This is a genomic window from Bradyrhizobium sp. 153 (assembly GCF_023073835.1).
GTDB lineage: Bacteria > Pseudomonadota > Alphaproteobacteria > Rhizobiales > Xanthobacteraceae > Bradyrhizobium.
Genome location: NZ_JADPKH010000007.1, coordinates 22,382 through 39,514 on the forward strand (window position 1 = coordinate 22,382; position 17,133 = coordinate 39,514).

At 64.4% G+C, this 17,133-nt stretch carries 13 protein-coding genes; 6 read left to right on the forward strand and 7 right to left on the reverse strand.

What is annotated here, in order from left to right; genetic code table 11:
* Positions 1-197: 197 nt before the first annotated feature.
* Positions 198-977, forward strand: a complete 780-nt coding sequence (locus IVA91_RS01425; RefSeq protein WP_247279775.1) for an enoyl-CoA hydratase-related protein — start codon at positions 198-200, stop codon at positions 975-977.
* 111 nt (positions 978-1,088) lie between these two features.
* Here IVA91_RS01425 and IVA91_RS01430 read toward each other — a convergent pair whose 3' ends face one another.
* Genes IVA91_RS01430 through IVA91_RS01440 form a run of 3 tightly spaced genes read right to left on the reverse strand, consistent with a single transcriptional unit; the run spans position 1,089 to position 3,241 of the window.
* Entirely contained in the window at positions 1,089-1,466 is a 378-nt protein-coding gene (locus IVA91_RS01430) for a DUF6285 domain-containing protein (RefSeq protein WP_247279776.1), read from the reverse strand.
* Between the two features lie 3 nt (positions 1,467-1,469).
* Positions 1,470-2,456, reverse strand: a complete 987-nt coding sequence (locus IVA91_RS01435; protein ID WP_247279777.1) for a phosphotransferase family protein — start codon at positions 2,454-2,456, stop codon at positions 1,470-1,472.
* The gene (locus IVA91_RS01440; RefSeq protein WP_247279778.1) at positions 2,453-3,241 is read right to left on the reverse strand and encodes an enoyl-CoA hydratase/isomerase; all 789 of its coding nucleotides are present in this window, start codon (positions 3,239-3,241) and stop codon (positions 2,453-2,455) included. Before IVA91_RS01440 ends, IVA91_RS01435 begins: the two co-directional genes overlap by 4 nt.
* 165 nt (positions 3,242-3,406) lie before the next feature.
* Between IVA91_RS01440 and IVA91_RS01445 the strand changes: the two genes are divergently transcribed.
* The 3 genes from IVA91_RS01445 to IVA91_RS01455 all read left to right on the forward strand — a co-directional run bounded on the left by IVA91_RS01445 (position 3,407) and on the right by IVA91_RS01455 (position 6,304).
* Positions 3,407-4,186, forward strand: coding sequence for an SDR family oxidoreductase (locus IVA91_RS01445; RefSeq protein WP_247279779.1), 780 nt, complete (start codon positions 3,407-3,409; stop codon positions 4,184-4,186).
* Positions 4,187-4,293: 107 nt separating this feature from the next.
* The gene (locus tag IVA91_RS01450) at positions 4,294-4,674 is read left to right on the forward strand and encodes a VOC family protein (RefSeq protein WP_247279780.1); all 381 of its coding nucleotides are present in this window, start codon (positions 4,294-4,296) and stop codon (positions 4,672-4,674) included.
* Positions 4,675-5,026: 352 nt separating this feature from the next.
* On the forward strand, positions 5,027-6,304 hold the full coding sequence (locus IVA91_RS01455; protein ID WP_247279781.1) for an acyl-CoA dehydrogenase family protein: 1,278 nt from the start codon (positions 5,027-5,029) through the stop codon (positions 6,302-6,304).
* Between the two features lie 355 nt (positions 6,305-6,659).
* Here IVA91_RS01455 and yghU read toward each other — a convergent pair whose 3' ends face one another.
* Entirely contained in the window at positions 6,660-7,535 is an 876-nt protein-coding gene (gene yghU, locus IVA91_RS01460) for a glutathione-dependent disulfide-bond oxidoreductase (protein ID WP_247279782.1), read from the reverse strand.
* 320 nt (positions 7,536-7,855) lie between these two features.
* Here yghU and IVA91_RS01465 point away from each other — a divergent pair, with 320 nt between their 5' ends.
* Together IVA91_RS01465 and IVA91_RS01470 are read left to right on the forward strand one after the other, a co-directional pair.
* Positions 7,856-8,989, forward strand: a complete 1,134-nt coding sequence (locus tag IVA91_RS01465; protein ID WP_247279783.1) for a nitronate monooxygenase — start codon at positions 7,856-7,858, stop codon at positions 8,987-8,989.
* Between the two features lie 134 nt (positions 8,990-9,123).
* On the forward strand, positions 9,124-10,632 hold the full coding sequence (locus IVA91_RS01470; protein WP_247279784.1) for an acetyl-CoA acetyltransferase: 1,509 nt from the start codon (positions 9,124-9,126) through the stop codon (positions 10,630-10,632).
* Positions 10,633-10,776: 144 nt separating this feature from the next.
* On the opposite strand, the gene IVA91_RS01475 is transcribed toward IVA91_RS01470, so the two are convergent.
* The 3 genes from IVA91_RS01475 to IVA91_RS01485 form a co-directional block, all read right to left on the reverse strand.
* Positions 10,777-11,973 carry an efflux RND transporter periplasmic adaptor subunit gene (locus tag IVA91_RS01475; protein WP_247279785.1) on the reverse strand — a complete coding sequence of 399 codons (1,197 nt, stop codon included), beginning with the start codon at positions 11,971-11,973 and terminating at the stop codon, positions 10,777-10,779.
* A complete protein-coding gene (locus tag IVA91_RS01480) occupies positions 11,960-15,139 on the reverse strand; it encodes an efflux RND transporter permease subunit (RefSeq protein WP_247279786.1) in 3,180 nt (1,059 codons plus the stop codon). Before IVA91_RS01480 ends, IVA91_RS01475 begins: the two co-directional genes overlap by 14 nt.
* A gap of 170 nt (positions 15,140-15,309) precedes the next feature.
* Complete coding sequence (locus IVA91_RS01485) at positions 15,310-17,001, reverse strand: methyl-accepting chemotaxis protein (RefSeq protein ID WP_247279787.1); 1,692 nt, start codon at positions 16,999-17,001, stop codon at positions 15,310-15,312.
* Positions 17,002-17,133: the final 132 nt, after the last annotated feature.

Consider the following 17,133-nt stretch of genomic DNA (forward strand, 5'->3'; position numbering starts at 1 on the left):
AATGATTTTTCGTTTTGCGTTAAGGCGCTAAGCGCATTCTTGCTTCGCACGATTAAGCGGAGAAGAGCGCATCCAAGTCAAGCAAGCCGAGACGTGTGAGGCACGCAAGGCGCGCTTGCGCATTTCGGTGGTGCTCAAGCGCACCCGCGCGCTAGTATGACGACAATATTCCTTCACGAGAAAATGCGGGAGCGATCATGGAGCTGAAATTTTCCAAGGTGGAACGCAAGGGCCCGATCACGATCGTCACACTGTCGCGGCCCGAGGTCTATAACGCGCTGCACACGGACGCGCATTTCGAGCTCAACAAGGTCTTCGACGATTTCTCGGCCGATCCCGAGCAATGGATCGCGATCGTCACCGGCAGCGGTGACAAGGCGTTCTGCGCCGGCAACGATCTGAAGTGGCAGGCCGCGGGCGGCAAACGCGGCTGGGACAAGGGTGGGTTTGCGGGCCTGACCTCGCGGTTCGACTGCGACAAGCCGATCATCGCCGCCGTGAACGGCGTCGCGATGGGCGGCGGCTTCGAGATCGCGCTGGCCTGCGACCTCATCATTGCCTCGGAGAATGCCACCTTCGCGCTGCCCGAGCCGCGCGTTGGCCTGGCCGCGCTCGCCGGTGGCCTGCACCGCCTGCCACGGCAGATCGGCCTCAAACGCGCCATGGGCATGATCCTTACCGCGCGGCATGTCAGTGCCAAGGAAGGCCTCGAGCTCGGCTTCGTCAACGAGGTGGTGCCGCGAGGCGAGGCGCTCGACGCCGCGCTGCGCTGGGCGGAGATGATCACCAAGAACTCGCCGATGTCCATACGGGCCTCGAAGCAGGCAATCCAGAAAGGGCTTGGCGTCTCGCTGGAACAGGCGATCGAGCAGCAGCGGGAGTATCCGGCGGTGAAGGCGATGGTGGCGTCGCAGGATTACATCGAGGGCCCGAAGGCGTTTGCGGAGAAGCGACCACCGAAATGGGTGGGGAAGTAAACGAGTCTTTCCCCCCGTCATTGCGAGGAGCTCTTGCGACGAAGCAATCCAGACCGCCTCCGTGGAAAGACTCTGGATTGCTTCGCTGCGCTCGCAATGACGGGGAGAGAGCTACCCGCCTCGCGACAGCTCTCGCTTGTATGACGCGTAATTCGGCTGATCGACTGCGAGCTTGTCCATCGTGGTCTGCCAGAGGTGCTCGGCAAGGCCCGGCGTTGCGAGATCGATCTCGCCTTTGGCAATGCGCATCGCGAGCGTGCGGTTGAGCTCGATCAATGAACCGTCCATGCCCAGCAGCGCGCGCAGCCGCTCCACCTCCGCCGCATCGCTGCCCTCCTCCCGCGTCAGCTGCCGCGTCACGAGATCGAGGATGTTGATGGCGACGCGCAGCTTGAAAGCCTGGTGGCCGGAGATCAGCGGCGTGATCTCGTTGCGCAAGAAATCGGCGACTGACTTTGTCAGCTCGATCGGCGTGGGTTCGTCCTGCATGCATCAGCTCCCGCGCGGCGCCAGCAGCCGCAACAGATCGATCTCGGTCTCGGAGGCGCGGCGTCCGATCATGGCGCGCTCCATGGAATGGTCAGGCCCCTCGCGAAACCGCTGCATCATGCCGCCGCACATGATGCCCCAGCGCAGCGTGCCCATTACTTCCCAGAATTTCACGCGCGGCGGATCGACCTTGCGGCCCGCGGCCTCATAGCCCGCAAACAGCTCCTCGCGCGAGCCGAAGCCGCCAACCGGCTTGTCGATCTCGCCGAAACGCCACGAGTTGACGCAGACCCAACCGAGATCCTCCATGGGATCGCCGAGATGGGCGAGCTCCCAGTCCAGCACGGCACGGATACCGTCGGCGCCGATGATAAGATTGCCGTTGCGGAAATCGCCATGTACCAACGTCTCCTCCGCCGAGGGACCGGGATCGTGGTCGCGCAGCCAGCGCAGCGCCAGCTCGAACACGGGCTTGGGCCAGTTCAGGCTGCGATAGTCGCGCTCGAACTCATCGACCTCCTTCGCCGCGGTCATGCGGCGCAGCTCCGGCAGCTTGTGCAGCGGCAGCTTGTGCAAACCGGCGAGCACGTCGCCGATCTGCCGCGCCAGCAGCGGCCGTGCGGCTGCGAACTCCTCATCGCGAAGGATCTTGCGGGCGATAGTCTCGCCCTCGATCCGCTGCATGATGAAGCCCGTGCCGAGATCGTCCTCCGGCGTGAGCACATGCATCACGCGCGGCGACGGCACGCCAGCCTCATAGGCGAGCTGCATCAGCTGCGCTTCAGCGGCGAGGCCTGCCGCGCGCGTTGGCGCGGCGCCATAGCCCTTCGGCGAGCGGCGCAGGATTGCGCCTATCAGCCCATCGGGATGCACGATATCGAAGCGCCACGTTTCCTGACTGGCGCCGCCAGAGAGCTTGGCCGCGCCGGCGACGCCGGTCGCACCGGGACACCAGCGCGCGACGCTGCGGGAAAGCTCCGCCTCGATCATTTGCCTTTGAACTGCGCGGGGCGCTTCTCCAGGAACGCGCCGACGCCTTCGCGGAAGTCATCGGTGTCGCCCGCTCGAAGCTGGCACTGGAATTCGAGGTTAAGCTGATCCTCGAAAGAATTTTCCGGGCTGTCCCAGTAGAGTTTGCGGATCAGCGACAGCGCCACCGTCGGGCCGCTGGCGAGCTCGCGTGCGAGCTTCATCGCCTCCTCCATCAGCACGCCGTCATCATAGACGCGGTTGACGAGGCCCCATTCCAATGCCTTCTCGGCCGGCAGCCGCTCGCCCATCAGCGACAATTCGATCGAGCGCGCCCGACCGATCAGGCGCGGCAAGAGCCAGGTGGAGCCGCAATCCGGCACAAGACCGATGCGGCGGAAGGCTTGCAGGAAATAGGACGAGCGCGCGCACAGGATCATGTCACCGAGCAGCGCGAAGCTCATGCCGGCGCCGGCGGCGGGACCGTTGACCGCGGTCACGATCGGGCAATGCAGGTTGCGGATGCGGCGCAGGAACGGATGAAAGCCGGTCTCCAGCGTCAGGCCGGCCTTGGTCTTCTTCGGCTGGTTGTTGCGGCCCTGGAGATTTGCCCCGGTGCAGAACGCCCGCCCAGCGCCGGTCAAAACGACGCAGCGCACCTCATCCTTCTTCTCCTCGATCGCATCCAGAGCTTCGGCAAGGCCGCCCAGCATGTCCAAGGAGACTGCGTTCATCACCTCCTGATGGTCGAGCTTGAGGATCGCGACCGAACCATCGAGATCGAGCGTGACGTGTTTGAACTGCATGGTTTCCTCGTCAGCTTGCCGCCTGCGTCAGTTTCGCAGACCGGAATTTGTTTTTCCGGGCGCATATTTGATTTTTGGCGCGGTCTTGTCCATGGTGATCAGAGCATAGCAAGCAATCTTGCGCGCAGCGGCTGATCCGCCGCAGGCCAAAACAGGAAACTCGCCATGAACCTTTTCGACCTTTCCGGCCGCGTCGCCGTGATCACCGGCGGCAATGGCGGCATCGGGCTCGGCATTGCGCAGGCGCTCGCCGGCCAGGGCTGCAACGTCTCGATCTGGGGCCGCAATGCTGACAAGAACAAGGCTGCTGCCGCGAGCCTGGCCGGCCTTGCCGGCAAAGTTGACACCCGCGTCTGCGACGTCACCGATCCGGCCTCGGTCGATGCTGCGATGAAGGCGACGCTCGACGCGTTCGGTCGGGTTGACGGCTGCTTTGCCAACGCAGGCATCGGTGGCGGCGGGCGGCGCTCGTTCATCGAGCGCACCGAACAGGAATGGCGCACGATGTTTTCGACCAATCTCGACGGCGTATTCCACGCGTTCCAGGCCGCGGCAAAGCACATGACCGAGCGTGCCAATGCCGGCGACCCCTTCGGCCGGCTGGTTGCGACCTCGAGCCTCGCCTCGATCTTCGGCACCGCGCGCAACGAGCATTATGCGGCGACCAAGGCCGCCATCAACGCGCTGGTGCGTGCGCTCGGCGTCGAGCTCGCGCGTTACGGGGTCACCGCGAACGCGATCCTGCCGGGCTGGATCAAGAGCGACATGACCGCGGGGCTCATGGCCAACGACAAGTTCGTCGCCAACGTGATGCCGCGCATTCCGGTGCGGCGCTTCGGTGAGGCATCCGATTTCGGCGGCATTGCAGTGTATCTGATGAGCAAGGCGTCGTCGTATCACACCGCCGATACATTCGTGATCGACGGCGGCTATACGGCGTTTTGATCTCGTTAACCCGGATGGAGCGCAGCGTAATCCGGGACAGCCAAAAGCAAACAGACCCGGATTTCGCTGCGCTCCATCCGGGCTCCAAACTCGGAGGGAATGGGCAAATGTTCTCGCACGTGATGATCGGCACCAACGATCTCGACAAGGCCAAGGCGTTCTACGACAAGCTGCTCGGCACGCTCGAGGTGCGGCCGGCCAGGGTCGACGGCCATCGCATCTTCTACATCACCAAGACCGGTGTGTTCTCGGTGTCGAAGCCGATCAACGGCGAACCGGCGACCTGCGCGAATGGCGGCACGATCGGCTTTGCCTGCAATTCGCCGGAGCAGGTCGAGGCTTGGCACGCGGCCGGAGTCGCGGCCGGTGCGACCTCGATTGAGGATCCGCCCGGTGTCCGCCAGGGCCCAGGCGGCAAGCTCTATCTCGCTTATTTGCGCGACCTCGACGGCAACAAGATCTGCGCGATGCATCGGATGCCGAACTAGGTCTGGGCCATGCCCCGGCTTGCCGTCTCCGCTGAAGCTTCGCCGGCCGAGAGCGCTTGTAGGCCCGGCGTAGCCTATTAGCGGAGCCGGGACCGGGGCATCCGGTACGCCGCGGCTTTTCGGTTCAATCACCGTCGTCTCTGGAATACTGGATCGCCCGATTGAATCGGGCGATGACAGCGGAGGTTGTCGCGAGCGCAGCGAAACCTCATCACCATTCAAACAACATTTCAAACGCCTTGGCGATATTCCATCGCGTGGCATGGCTCTGCGTGAAAAATGCGCGCTCGCACTTTGGCGGCGCTGCGACTATTCTTGCGCTCAGCGGAATCCTAGCGCTCCGGGAGGAACAATGACAAAGCACACCTACATTCCCCGCACCACCAACTACACCCTCAATCCCGGCGACGAGCTCAACGACTTGCGCATGTCGGACCAGGTCCGCCCGCTCTACGACCACGTCAAGAAGTTCATCCGCGACACCGTCGAGCCGATGTCGATCGAGTTTGCCAAGGCCGGCGAGAACAAGGAGGATCGCTGGAGCTTTACGCCGAAGCAGCTCGAGGTGCTCGAGAAGGCCAAGAACAAGGCCAAGCAGGAAGGCCTCTGGAACTTCTTCCTGCCCGATGACGAGACCGGCCAGGGCCTGAAGAATCTCGACTACGCCTATATCGCCTCCGAGCTCGGCAAGAGCCCGCTGGCATCCGAAACCATGAATTGCTCGGCGCCCGACACCGGCAACATGGAAGTTCTGGAGCGCGTCGGCACCAAGGAGCAGAAGGAGAAATGGCTGAAGCCGCTGCTCAACGGCGAGATCCGCTCGGCTTACGTCATGACCGAGCCGAACGTCGCCTCCTCCGACGCAAAGAACATCTCGACCACGGCCAAACTCGTCGGCGACGAATGGGTCATCAACGGCGAGAAGTACTACATCTCAGGCTTAGGGGACCCCCGCTGCAAGATCCTCATCGTGATGGTGAAGACCAATCCGGATGCGGCACCGAGCAAGCAGCAGTCGCAGATCCTCGTGCCGCGCGATACGCCCGGCGTCGAGGTGCTCGGGCCGATGTACGTGTTCGGCCAGGACCACGCTCCGCGCGGCCACATGCATATGCGCTTCAATAATGTCCGGGTGCCCAAGGAGAACATCCTGCTCGGCGAGGGCCGCGGCTTCGAGATCTCGCAGCTCCGCCTTGGCCCCGGCCGCATCCATCACTGCATGCGCACCATCGGCAAGGCCGAGAAGGCGCTCGACCTCATGGTGCAGCGCGGCCTCACCCGCGAAGCCTTCGGCAAGAAGATCGCCCATCTCGGCGGCAACATGCAAATCATCGCGCAGGCCCGCTGCGAGATCGAGGCGATGCGGCTGATGGTGCTGAAGGCCGCGAAGGCGATGGACGTGCTCGGCAACAAGGAGGCCCGCGTCTGGGTCTCCATGGTCAAGGCCATGGTGCCGGAGCGCGCCTGCAAGATCATCGACCAGGCTATCCAGATGCACGGCGCCACCGGCATCTCGCACTGGACGCCGCTGGCCGAGATGTATCAGGACGTGCGTCACCTCCGCTTTGCGGACGGTCCGGACGAGGTGCACTGGATGGTGGTGGGACGCCACGAGCTGAGCATGGCGTGATCCGCACTCTCTGTTCCCTCCCTCGCTTGCGGCAGGGTAGTCGCATTTGGGAGAGCCCTTCTTTGTGGCCATCCTTCGAGACGCCCGCCGTTGGCGGGCCCTCAGGATGAAGGACCGAGTGCGCGGCAGCAGCTTCAACGGGCAAGTGCCGCTTAGCCTCATCCTGAGGAGACCGCGAAGCGGTCGTCTCGAAGGACGAGGCGCGCGCTCGGACGCCGCCAAAAGTCATATGCGATCGCGCCTGCCGCTCGCGATGAGAGGAGTCGACGCTGCACCTTCTCGCGGAGACTCCCCCTCACCCGGATCGCAAGAGCGATCCGACCTCTCCCCGCAGGCGGGGAGAGGTGAAGAAGCGCTACATCGCCGGCGAGAGCTTGTCCTGCGTCTTGGTCTCGAAATCGCTCGCGTCGTGGCGCTCGTGGAGCTGGCTGGCGGGATCGCCGGAGACACGATTGACCATGCGGCCGCGCTTCACGGCCGGGCGCTTGGCGATCTGATCGGTCCAGCGCTGCACGTTCTTGTAGTCCTGCACCGAGAGGAATTCGCCGGCGCCATAGACCAAGCCCTTGGCGAGGGCGCCGTACCAGGGCCACACCGCCATATCGGCGATGGTGTACTCGCTGCCCGCGAGATATTCGTTGTCGGCGAGCCGCCGGTCGAGCACATCGAGCTGGCGCTTGGTCTCCATCGCGAAGCGATCGATGGCGTATTCGATCTTGGTCGGCGCGTAGGCGTAGAAATGGCCGAAGCCGCCGCCGAGATAGGGCGCGCTGCCCATCTGCCAGAACAGCCAGGACATCGCCTCAGTGCGGGTCTTGACGTCCTTCGGCAGGAAGGCGCCGAACTTCTCGGCGAGGTAGAACAGGATCGAGCCGGACTCGAACACCCGGATCGGCTCGGGCCCGGAGCGGTCCATCAGCGCCGGGATCTTGGAGTTCGGATTGATGTCGACAAAACCGCTGCCGAACTGGTCACCGTTGCCGATCCTGATCAACCAGGCGTCGTATTCGGCGCCCTTATGGCCGAGCGCCAGCAACTCTTCCAGCATCACCGTCACCTTCACCCCGTTCGGCGTCGCCAACGAATAGAGCTGGAGCGGATGGCGGCCGACCGGTAGCTCCTTGTCGTGGGTGGGGCCGGCGATCGGGCGGTTGATGTTGGCGAACTGCCCGCCATTTTCCTTGTTCCAGGTCCAGACTTTGGGCGGCACGTAGGCAGGGGTATCGGTCATGCGAGAGGCTCCGGCGGAAAGATGCGCCTGCATTAATTAGCCCGCAAATGGCAGATGACAAGGGCTGCTCGATCTGCGCCCGGCGCGGGCCTCAGGCTGGCGTCATGCGACCTCGCCTGGCTGCCGCCTGCGCCGGCGCTTCGGACTCCATCCCGAAGCCCTCCATGCACCAGGAGTTAGCCTGCGAGTGGAGCATCGCGCGGCGTGTCCACGCAAGATGCGCCGTCGAATCCGGCATGGCATCGCCAGCGACGATCCGCTAGCGTCGCTTTGCTTCGCCGCGACAGCAACGAGAACGCGAAGACCGCCGGGAGAGAGCCATGAAATCGCCAATTTGCGACATGCTGGGGATCGAGTTCCCGCTGCTCGCCTTCAGCCATTGCCGCGACGTCATTGCGGCCGTCAGCCGCGCCGGCGGCTTTGGCGTGTTAGGTGCCACCGTGCACACGCCTGATACGCTCGAACGCGAGCTGAGATGGATCGACGATCACGTCGATGGCAAGCCCTACGGCATCGACGTGCTGATCCCCGAAAACATCTCCACCGCGGGCGAGAAGAACGTCACCTGGAAGAGCCTGGAAACGCGCGTGCCGCAAGAGCACCGCAACTACGCGCGCGATCTCCTGAAGAAGTACGACATTGAACTGACGACCACTGAGGTCGCCGCCGACCAGCCGCAGCCGTTCGACGCCAAGACGGCGCTGGAGCTGCTCGAAGTTTCGTTCCGCCATCCGATCCGGCTCATCGCCAATGCACTCGGCGTGCCGCCGAAGGCCATGATCGAGATGGGCAAGACCCACGGCGTGCCCGTTGCTGCGCTTGTCGGCGCCAAGGAGCACGCGCTGCGCCAGGTCGCAGCCGGCGTCGACATTCTCGTGGTGCAGGGCACGGAAGCCGGCGGCCATTGCGGCGAGGTCTCGACCATGGTGCTGGTGCCGGAGGTGATTAAGGCGATCAAGCCGATCCGCGAGGTGCCGGTGCTGGCCGCCGGCGGCATCATGACGGGCCGGCAGATGGCGGCCTGCATGGCGATGGGCGCGGCCGGCGCCTGGACCGGATCGGTGTGGCTTGCGACCGTCGAGGCCGAGACCACGGAGATTTTTCGCGAGAAGATGATCGCGGCGTCCTCACGCGACGCGGTGCGCTCGAAGGGCCGTACCGGCAAGCCGGCGCGACAGCTCCGCTCGGTCTGGACCGATGCCTGGGACCGCGCGCCGGAGAGCCCGGGCGCGCTGCCGATGCCGCTCCAGAGCATCATCAGTCGCGACGCCTTCAACTCCATCGACCGCGCGGCGGCGAGCGGCAATGCCAAGGCGCGTGATCTCGTCAGCTATTTCGTCGGCCAGGGCGTCGGGCTGATCGACAGCGTGAAGTCGGCCGGCGCCGTGGTGCAGGAGTTCAAGCAAGAGTTTGCGGAGGCCGTCGAGCACATGAATGCGCTGGTGGCGGAATGATGGACCCTCATGCTGAGGAGGCGCGCAAGCGCCGTCTCGAACCATGAGCGCCCGTGGCCTATCCTTCGAGACGCCTGCTTCGCAGGCTCCTCAGGATGAGGTCGGAGATCTCAGAGAGTGAAGAAGCAAGAACAATGACGACTGTTTCCCCAGACCGCATCCCCGTCATCGTCGGCGTCGGCGAGATTGTCGACCGTCCCAGGGAGATCACTGATGGCCTCGAGCCGCTCGATCTGCTCGAACAGGCGCTGCGGCGCGCGGAAGCAGACGCCGGCGCAAAGCTGCTGGGCGAGGTGCAGTCGCTTGACGTCGTGAACTTTCTGAGCTGGCGCTATCGCGATCCGGAAGCGCTGCTGGCACAGCGGCTCGGCATCTCGCCTTCGCATTGTTACTACGGCCCGGTCGGCGGCGAGAGCCCGATCCGCTATATCCACGAGGCTGCGAAGCGCATCGCGCGGGGCGAATGCACCGTGGCGGCCATCTGCGGCGCCGAGGCGCAATCGACCGCGACCAAGGCTGAGCGCGCCGGGACAAAGCTGCCATGGACACCATTCGCGCACGACGTCGAGGAGCCCAAGCGCGGGGCAGCGTTCCAGAAACCGCTGGCAGTGAGACTCGGCGTGTTCCGCCCCGTCACCGTCTATCCGTTCTATGAGGCGGCTTCGTCCGCTCATTGGGGCCAGACGCCGCGCGAGGCGATGGCGGAATCCGGGACACTATGGTCGCGCTACTCCGAAGCCGCGGCGCAAAATCCCAATGCCTGGCTGAAGCGGCGCTATGCGCCTGACGAAATCACGACGCCGACCGCGGACAACCGCCTGATCGCATGGCCTTACAATAAGCTCATGGTCGCCAATCCCAGCGTCAACATGGGCGGCGCGCTGCTGCTGACGAGCGTTGCCAAGGCGCGTACGGCGGGCATTGCCGAGGGCAAGCTGGTCTATCCGCTCGGCGGCGCCTCGGCGGAGGAGCCGCGCGACTATCTCCTGCGCGACCAGTTCTACGAGAGCCATCCGCAGAACGCGGTTCTGAAGGCCGTGATGGATCTCGCAGGCGGCGACGGCAAGAGGTTCGACGCCATCGAGCTCTACAGCTGCTTCCCGTGCGTCCCGAAGATGGCGCGGCGCACGCTTGGCCTGGATGCCGACGTGCAGCCGACCGTGACCGGCGGCCTCACCTTCTTCGGCGCCCCGCTCAATACCTACATGACGCACGCGGCCTGCGCGATGGTGCGGCGCGTGCGCGACGGCGCCAAGCTCGGTCTGCTCTACGGCCAGGGCGGCTTTGTCACCAAGCACCACGCGCTGGTGGTGTCGAAAACGCCACCGCGCGAGGCGCTGGTGCAGGAGACGAGCGTGCAGGCGGAAGCCGACCGCAACAAGCGGGCCGTGCCGGAATTCGTCGCGGAGGCAACTGGCAAGGGCAAGGTCGAGAGCTTTACCGTGCTCTACGGCCGCGGCGGCGAGATCGAGCATGGCGTGGTGATGTTGCGGACGGCAGACGCTCGCCGCACGCTAGCGCGGATTCCAGCGAGCGACACGGCGACGCTGACACATCTGCTCAACATGGATCGCACGCCGGTGGGATCAGTCGGCGAGGTCACGATGGCGGCCGACGGCGTGCCGGAGTGGCGGGTGACGTAGCTCTCGTGTCCCGGACGCGGTGCGGCATGCAAGGCCGCTCCGCAGAGCCGGGATCCGGCAAGAAACACGGTGCTTTGAGGCGAGACGAGGCCGGCTCAGCAGCGCATCACTTCATGCTGCGCTGCGTCCGGGGCACGAGGCGCCCTAGCTCTTCGGTGCCTGCTTCTCCGACGCAGTCGCCGGCTTGGCCTTGGCGCCAACCACGCGCACCGCATCCCCATCCGACAGGCCGTCCGGCGGTGCCGTGATGACGCGGTCGTCCGCTGTAATGCCCGAAGCAAGTTCGATCTCGCGGCCGAGGTCGCGCGCGATGGTCACGGTCTTGAACTGTACCTTGTCGTCCGGGCTGACCGTCGCAACGCGCAGGCCATTGCTGTTGAAGATCAACGCACTGGCGGGGATGCTGAGCGGCGCGGAGTCGCGCTGCAAGTTGAGCTTCACGCTGGCATAACCGCCGGGCATCAGCTCGCCGCTGGAATTGTCGAGCCCGAGCTGCATCCGCGTGGTGCCCGAGGCGACGTCGACGGACTGGGAGGAGGCTTCCACGGTCGCCTGGAACGACCGATTCGGATATTCCGGGAGCGTGATGGTGGCCTTGGCGCCGATCTTGACCGCCGGCACATAGTTCTGGGGCACGTTGACGTAAACACGCAGCTTGGTGATGTCAGAAACCACGAACATAGCCGGACCCGCCCCGCCGCCGGCATTGATCAGCGCGCCGACGTCGGTGTCGCGGGCGGTGACGACGCCGTCGAACGGCGCGGTGATCTTCTTGTAGCCGGCCAGCGCTTCGAGCCGCTCCACGTTGGCCTGGCCCGAATGCACGGCAGCGTTCTTGTTGGAGAGATCGGCAGTGCGCTCGTCGATCTCCTGTGCCGAGACGAAGTTCGAGGCGACCAGCGTCTTGCGGCGGTTCAGCGTCGCTTCGGACAGCCTGGCGCTGGCCTGCTGGCTAGCGAGGTCGGCGCGGGCCTGCAAGAGCTGCTGATCGAGGTCTGGCGCCTCGATCTCGGCAATCACCTGCCCTGCCTTGACGCGGGCGCCGATATCGGCGCTCCAGCTCTTCAGGTAACCCGACACGCGCGCGAAGATCGGCGCGCGGTAATAGGCCTCCAGCCGGCCCGGCAGATCGATGGTGGCGTTGAGGGCCTTGGCGTTGGGCTGGGTCACCGCAACGCTCGGAATGGCCTGATCATCGGTCCATTCCTTCAGCTTGGAGCCCTGCTCCTCGCGGGCACGGATGCCCGTGCCCACGACGAGGCCTGCCGCAATCAGCGCCACCACGCCGAAGATGCCCAATTTCCGGTGCGACACCGGGGAGCGGGTCTCAGTGGGCGACATGCGCAGTCTCCAATGGGGCGGCGGCTTTGGCGCCTTGTTTCTTGTGTACCATGCTGAACACCACGGGAACAAACATCAGCGTGGCGAAGGTTGCAAAGATCAGGCCGCCGATCACGGCGCGGCCGAGCGGCGCATTCTGCTCACCGCCCTCGCCGAGGCCCAAGGCCATGGGTGCCATGCCGATGATCATGGCGAGCGCGGTCATCAGGACGGGGCGGAATCGGACGAAACCGGCTTCCAGCGCAGCGGCGACGGGATCGCCGAGCTCCTCGTAGCGTTCACGCGCGAAGGAGATCACGAGCACGCTGTTGGCGGTGGCAACGCCCATGCACATGATGGCACCGGTGAGCGCCGGCACCGACAGCGTGGTCTCCGTCATGAACAGCATCCAGACGATGCCCGCGAGCGCGGCCGGCAACGCCGTGATGATGACGAAGGGATCGGACCAGGACTGGAAGTTCACGACGATCAGGAAATAGATCAGCACGACGGCGCCAAGCAGGCCGAACAGGAGACCAGTAAAGGCGCTGTTCATGGTCTGCACCTGACCGAGCAGCACCACGGACGAGCCCTTCGGCACCTCCTTTGCGGTGTCCGCGATCAGCTGACGGATGTCGGCGGCGACCGCCCCGAGATCGCGGCCCGACGTGGTCGCGAAGATCTGCACCATCGACTGAATGTCGTACTGCGAGACCACCGCGCTCGAGGTCGAGCGCTTGATGTCGGCGATGCCGCCGAGGATCGGCGATTGCGCATTGCCGGTCGCGGTGATCGGCAGCGTCTGAAGCGCGCTGAGCGAGTCGATCTGGTATTGCGGCGTCTGCATCACGATCGAGTACGACACGCCGTTGTCGGGGTTGAGGTAGTAGGTCGGCGCGACCTGCGAGGAGCCGGCGAGATTGACGACGAGGCTGTTGGTGACGTCACGTTCCGTCAGACCGACATATTGCGCGCGGGTGCGATCAACATCGATATTGAATGTCGGATTGTTTGGCGATTGCTGGATGCGCGCATCGGCAACGCCGGGAATCTTGCGGACCTTGGCCAGCAGATTATTGGCGTAAACGAAATTGGCGCTGACATTGGCGCCGCGAATCTGGAGGTCGATCGGCGCCGGCGCGCCAAAGTTCAGGATCTGGCTGACGATGTCGGCGGGCAGGAACGCGAAGCTGACGCCGGGGAACAATCGCGGCAGCTGCTCACGCAGCACGCGTACATGCTCTTCGGTCGGCTTATGGCCTTCTTTCAGCTTGATCTGGATGTCGCCGTCCTGCGGGCCGATCACGCCGGTGTTGTTGTAGGTCATGTTGATGCCGGAGATCGGCATGCCGATGTTGTCGGTCATGGTCTCGATCTCGCCCGGGATCAACTTGCGGACCGCCTTCTGCACGTCGGCGAGCTGGTTGGCGGTCTCCTCGACGCGGGTGCCGACCTGGATGCGGACATGCATCAGGATGTTGCCGGCATCGACCGCGGGGAAGAAGTTGCGCCCGAGGAACGGCACCAGGGCAAAGGACGCGCCGACCACGCAGAGGAAGCCGATCACGAACACCGCACGCTGCACCAACGCGAGGCCGAGCAAACCACGATAGAAGCTGCGAATGCGCTCGAACCGCGCCTCGAAGCCGCGCTGGAACCAGACGAAGGGATTGCGCGACTTCGGCGGCCCGCCCTCGTGATGGACATGCGCATGCAGCAGGTAGTTCGCCATGGTCGGCACCAGCGTGCGCGACAGGATGAACGACCAGATCATCGCGAACATCACGGCTTCGGCCATCGGCACGAACAGGAAGCGCGCGACGCCGGTGAGGAAGAACATCGGCACGAACACGATGCAGATGCAGAGCAGCGACACAAAGGCCGGCGTCACGATCTGGTTGGCACCATCGAGGATCGACTGTTCGACCGGCTTGCCCTGCTCCAGATGGTAATTGATGTTCTCGATCGTGACCGTCGCGTCGTCGACGAGAATGCCGACGGCGAGCGCAAGGCCGCCGAGTGTCATGATGTTCAGCGTCTCGCCGATCGCCGACAGCATGATGATGGCACCCAGCACCGACAGCGGGATGGAGACCGCGATGATGATGGTCGAGCGCCAGCTGCCGAGGAACAACAGGATCATGACGCTGGTGAGCAGCGCCGCGATCACACCTTCGAAGGCAACGCCCTGGATCGCGCCGCGGACGAACACCGATTGATCACCGATGAAGCCGATCTTCAGTGCGTCGGGCAGCTGGTCCTTGACCTCGATGACCTTCTGCTTGATGCCGGCGATGATATCGAGTGTCGAGGTCGCGCCCGCCTTCAGCACCATCATCAGCACCGAGCGGTTGCCGTCGACATGGACGATGTTGGTCTGCGGCGGATTGCCATCGCGCACGCTCGCGACGTCGCGGACGTAGACCATCGCGCCGTTGACGGTCCTGATCGGCAGATTGCCGAGCTCGTCGATCCGGAGCGGCGAGTTGTTGAGCTGGATGTTGTATTCGAACTGGCCGATCTTCTGGGTGCCGACCGGCGTGATGAGGTTCTGGGCGGCGAGCGCGTTGGCAACGTCCTGGCCCGAGAGGCCGCGGGCCTGGAGCGCGGTCGGATCGAGGTCGATCTGAACCTGGCGCTGCTTGCCGCCGAACGGGTACGGGATCGCCCCCCCGGGCACAGTGACCAGCGGCGTGCGAAGCTGATTGATGCCGATATCGGCGAGGTTCTGCTCGGTGAGGCCTTCACCCGACAGCGCCACCTGGATGATCGGAACGGTGGAGGCGGAGTAGTTCAGGATCAAGGGCGGCGTCGCGCCAGGCGGCATCTGCTTGAGCAGCGTCTGCGAGATGGCGGTGACTTGCGCGTTCGCGGTACGGATATCGACGTTGGGCTGGAAGAAGATCTTGATGATGCCGAAACCGTTATAGGAATTGGCAGTGATGTGCTCGATATCGTTGACCGTCGTCGTCAGCGCGCGCTGGAACGGCGTCGTAATGCGGCCGGACATCTGGTCGGGCGGCAGGCCGGTGTACTGCCAGACCACGCCGATCACGGGAATGCGAATGTCCGGGAAGATATCAGTCGGTGTCCGCAGCGCCGCCAGCGGCCCAATGATCAGCAGCAGCAGCGCGAGCACGACGAAAGTATAGGGCCGGCTCAGGGCAATACGGACCAGAGCAATCATGCGCCAGGCAATTCCAGGTCAAGCAAGAATGTGGAAATCCGCCCCCGGGGCGACCCCCATCTCCCTTTACCCGAGCGCCGCCGGAAACGCTAACCTCCGGCGGCCTTCGCGCATTCACTTCCCTGCTACCGCACTGCGAAATCTACATCGCAGCCATGCGGCCGCGTGCCTCAGGCGGCGCGCACGTCGGACAGGAACTTGCCGACTTCATTCTTCAGCCGGTTCGAATCGTTCGACAGCATCTGCGCCGCCGAGAGCACCTGCGAGGAGGCCGTGCCGGTCTCGGTCGCGCCGCGCTGCACGTCGGTGATGTTGGCGGAGACCTGCTGGGTGCCCTGCGCCGCCTGCTGCACGTTGCGCGCGATCTCCTGGGTTGCCGCGCCCTGCTCTTCCACGGCCGCCGCGATCGCCGACGAGATCTCCGACAGGCGCTCGATGGTCGAGGAGATCTCCTTGATGGCGCCGACTGAATCGTTCGTCGCCGCCTGGATGCCGGATATCTGCTGGCCGATCTCGCCGGTCGCCTTCGCTGTCTGCTCGGCCAGCGCCTTCACCTCGGAGGCGACCACCGCAAAGCCGCGGCCGGCTTCACCGGCGCGCGCGGCCTCGATAGTGGCGTTCAGCGCCAAGAGATTGGTCTGGCCGGCGATGGTGTTGATGAGCTCGACGACGTCGCCGATGCGGGACGCCGCTTTGGACAGTTCGCTGACGCGCTCGGTGGTCGCGCGCGCCTGGCCGACGGCGTCGCCCGCCATCCGCGCCGATTCCTGCACCTGACGGCTGATCTCACCGACTGACGAGGCCATCTCCTCGGTCGCCGAGGCCACCGACTGCACGTTGGTCGAGGCTTCCTCCGAAGCTCCGGCAACTGTGGTCGCCAGCCGCTGCGAGCGGTCGGCCGTCGAGGTCAGCGTCGAGGCGGAGGCTTCGAGCTGGGTCGAGGCCGACGAGACGGTCTGGACGATCTCGCCGATCATCGTTTCGAATTCGCGGGTGATGCTGTCGACGCGGCGGCCGCGCTCGATCTTGGCTTCGGCGTCGGCCGCGGCAGCTTCGTCCGCCGCCCTCTTGGCGATCAGCGCCTCCTTGAAGACCTGGAGCACATCGGCCATGGCGCCGATCTCGGTCTTCTCGCCGCGATGCGGGACTTCGGCACTGAGGTCACCCTTGCCCAGCGCCTGCATGGGATCGGTGATGGAGCTGATGCCCCGGGAGACGTCACGAACAAGATAAAAACTGACGCCGATACCAATGACGACCGCCGCACCGAGAATGAGTGAGACCAGCATGAAGGCATGATCATAGCTGTCGTCAGCGTCTCGCGCGGCCTGATCCGCGCCCTTGGTGTTGAGCTCGATGTCCCGCCTCAAAATCTCGTCCGCCTGCAGCCCGATCTTGTTGACCGTCTTGCTGTTCAACTCGTGCGCTTCGTGCGGAATCTTGCCGGCCTCCTTGCGCGACAGGGCCATCACCTCCTGTGTGCCCTTCTTGTAGTCTTCCCACAGCTTGGACCACTCGCTGTAGAGCGCCCGTTCCTCAAGCGACGTGATCATGGCTTCATACGACTGCCGAAGCTTGGTATTCGCCTCGATCACGGTCCCAAGCGTTTTTTCCGCCGCCAGCTTCTCTTCCAACGTTTCGGACAGCATGTGCTCGCGGATCACGTTGCGATAGGTGATCACGCCGGCGCGCAGTTCGCCCAGCACGCGCACGCTGGGCATCCAGTTCGTGGTGATGTCGACGGTGTTGGCATTCATCGACCGCATCTTCATGACGGCGAGCAGACCCATGCCGGTCATTGCGACCAGCAGGAATGCCACGACACTGATGATCTTGGCGCGGATGGAAATAGTGGCGAACATGAACTGGGTCTCTTTGTGCTGGCCGGTGCGCGTCCGGGAACTACGAATCAAACAAAAGGAGCAGCACCGACATCCGACACCAGAGCACCTGCGCAGATGTTAACTACGACTCCGTACGAGTACGGAAAGCCG

Bases quoted from the DNA above. Each gene is read 5' to 3' on its own strand.
- IVA91_RS01450 (WP_247279780.1), top strand. From the start codon at position 4,294: ATGTTCTCGCACGTGATGATCGGCACCAACGATCTCGACAAGGCCAAG.
- IVA91_RS01435 (WP_247279777.1), bottom strand. From the start codon at position 2,456: ATGATCGAGGCGGAGCTTTCCCGCAGCGTCGCGCGCTGGTGTCCCGGT.
- IVA91_RS01455 (WP_247279781.1), top strand. From the start codon at position 5,027: ATGACAAAGCACACCTACATTCCCCGCACCACCAACTACACCCTCAAT.
- IVA91_RS01445 (WP_247279779.1), top strand. From the start codon at position 3,407: ATGAACCTTTTCGACCTTTCCGGCCGCGTCGCCGTGATCACCGGCGGC.
- IVA91_RS01480 (WP_247279786.1), bottom strand. From the start codon at position 15,139: ATGATTGCTCTGGTCCGTATTGCCCTGAGCCGGCCCTATACTTTCGTC.
- IVA91_RS01425 (WP_247279775.1), top strand. From the start codon at position 198: ATGGAGCTGAAATTTTCCAAGGTGGAACGCAAGGGCCCGATCACGATC.
- IVA91_RS01475 (WP_247279785.1), bottom strand. From the start codon at position 11,973: ATGTCGCCCACTGAGACCCGCTCCCCGGTGTCGCACCGGAAATTGGGC.
- IVA91_RS01470 (WP_247279784.1), top strand. From the start codon at position 9,124: ATGACGACTGTTTCCCCAGACCGCATCCCCGTCATCGTCGGCGTCGGC.
- yghU (WP_247279782.1), bottom strand. From the start codon at position 7,535: ATGACCGATACCCCTGCCTACGTGCCGCCCAAAGTCTGGACCTGGAAC.
- IVA91_RS01485 (WP_247279787.1), bottom strand. From the start codon at position 17,001: ATGTTCGCCACTATTTCCATCCGCGCCAAGATCATCAGTGTCGTGGCA.
- IVA91_RS01465 (WP_247279783.1), top strand. From the start codon at position 7,856: ATGAAATCGCCAATTTGCGACATGCTGGGGATCGAGTTCCCGCTGCTC.
- IVA91_RS01430 (WP_247279776.1), bottom strand. From the start codon at position 1,466: ATGCAGGACGAACCCACGCCGATCGAGCTGACAAAGTCAGTCGCCGAT.
- IVA91_RS01440 (WP_247279778.1), bottom strand. From the start codon at position 3,241: ATGCAGTTCAAACACGTCACGCTCGATCTCGATGGTTCGGTCGCGATC.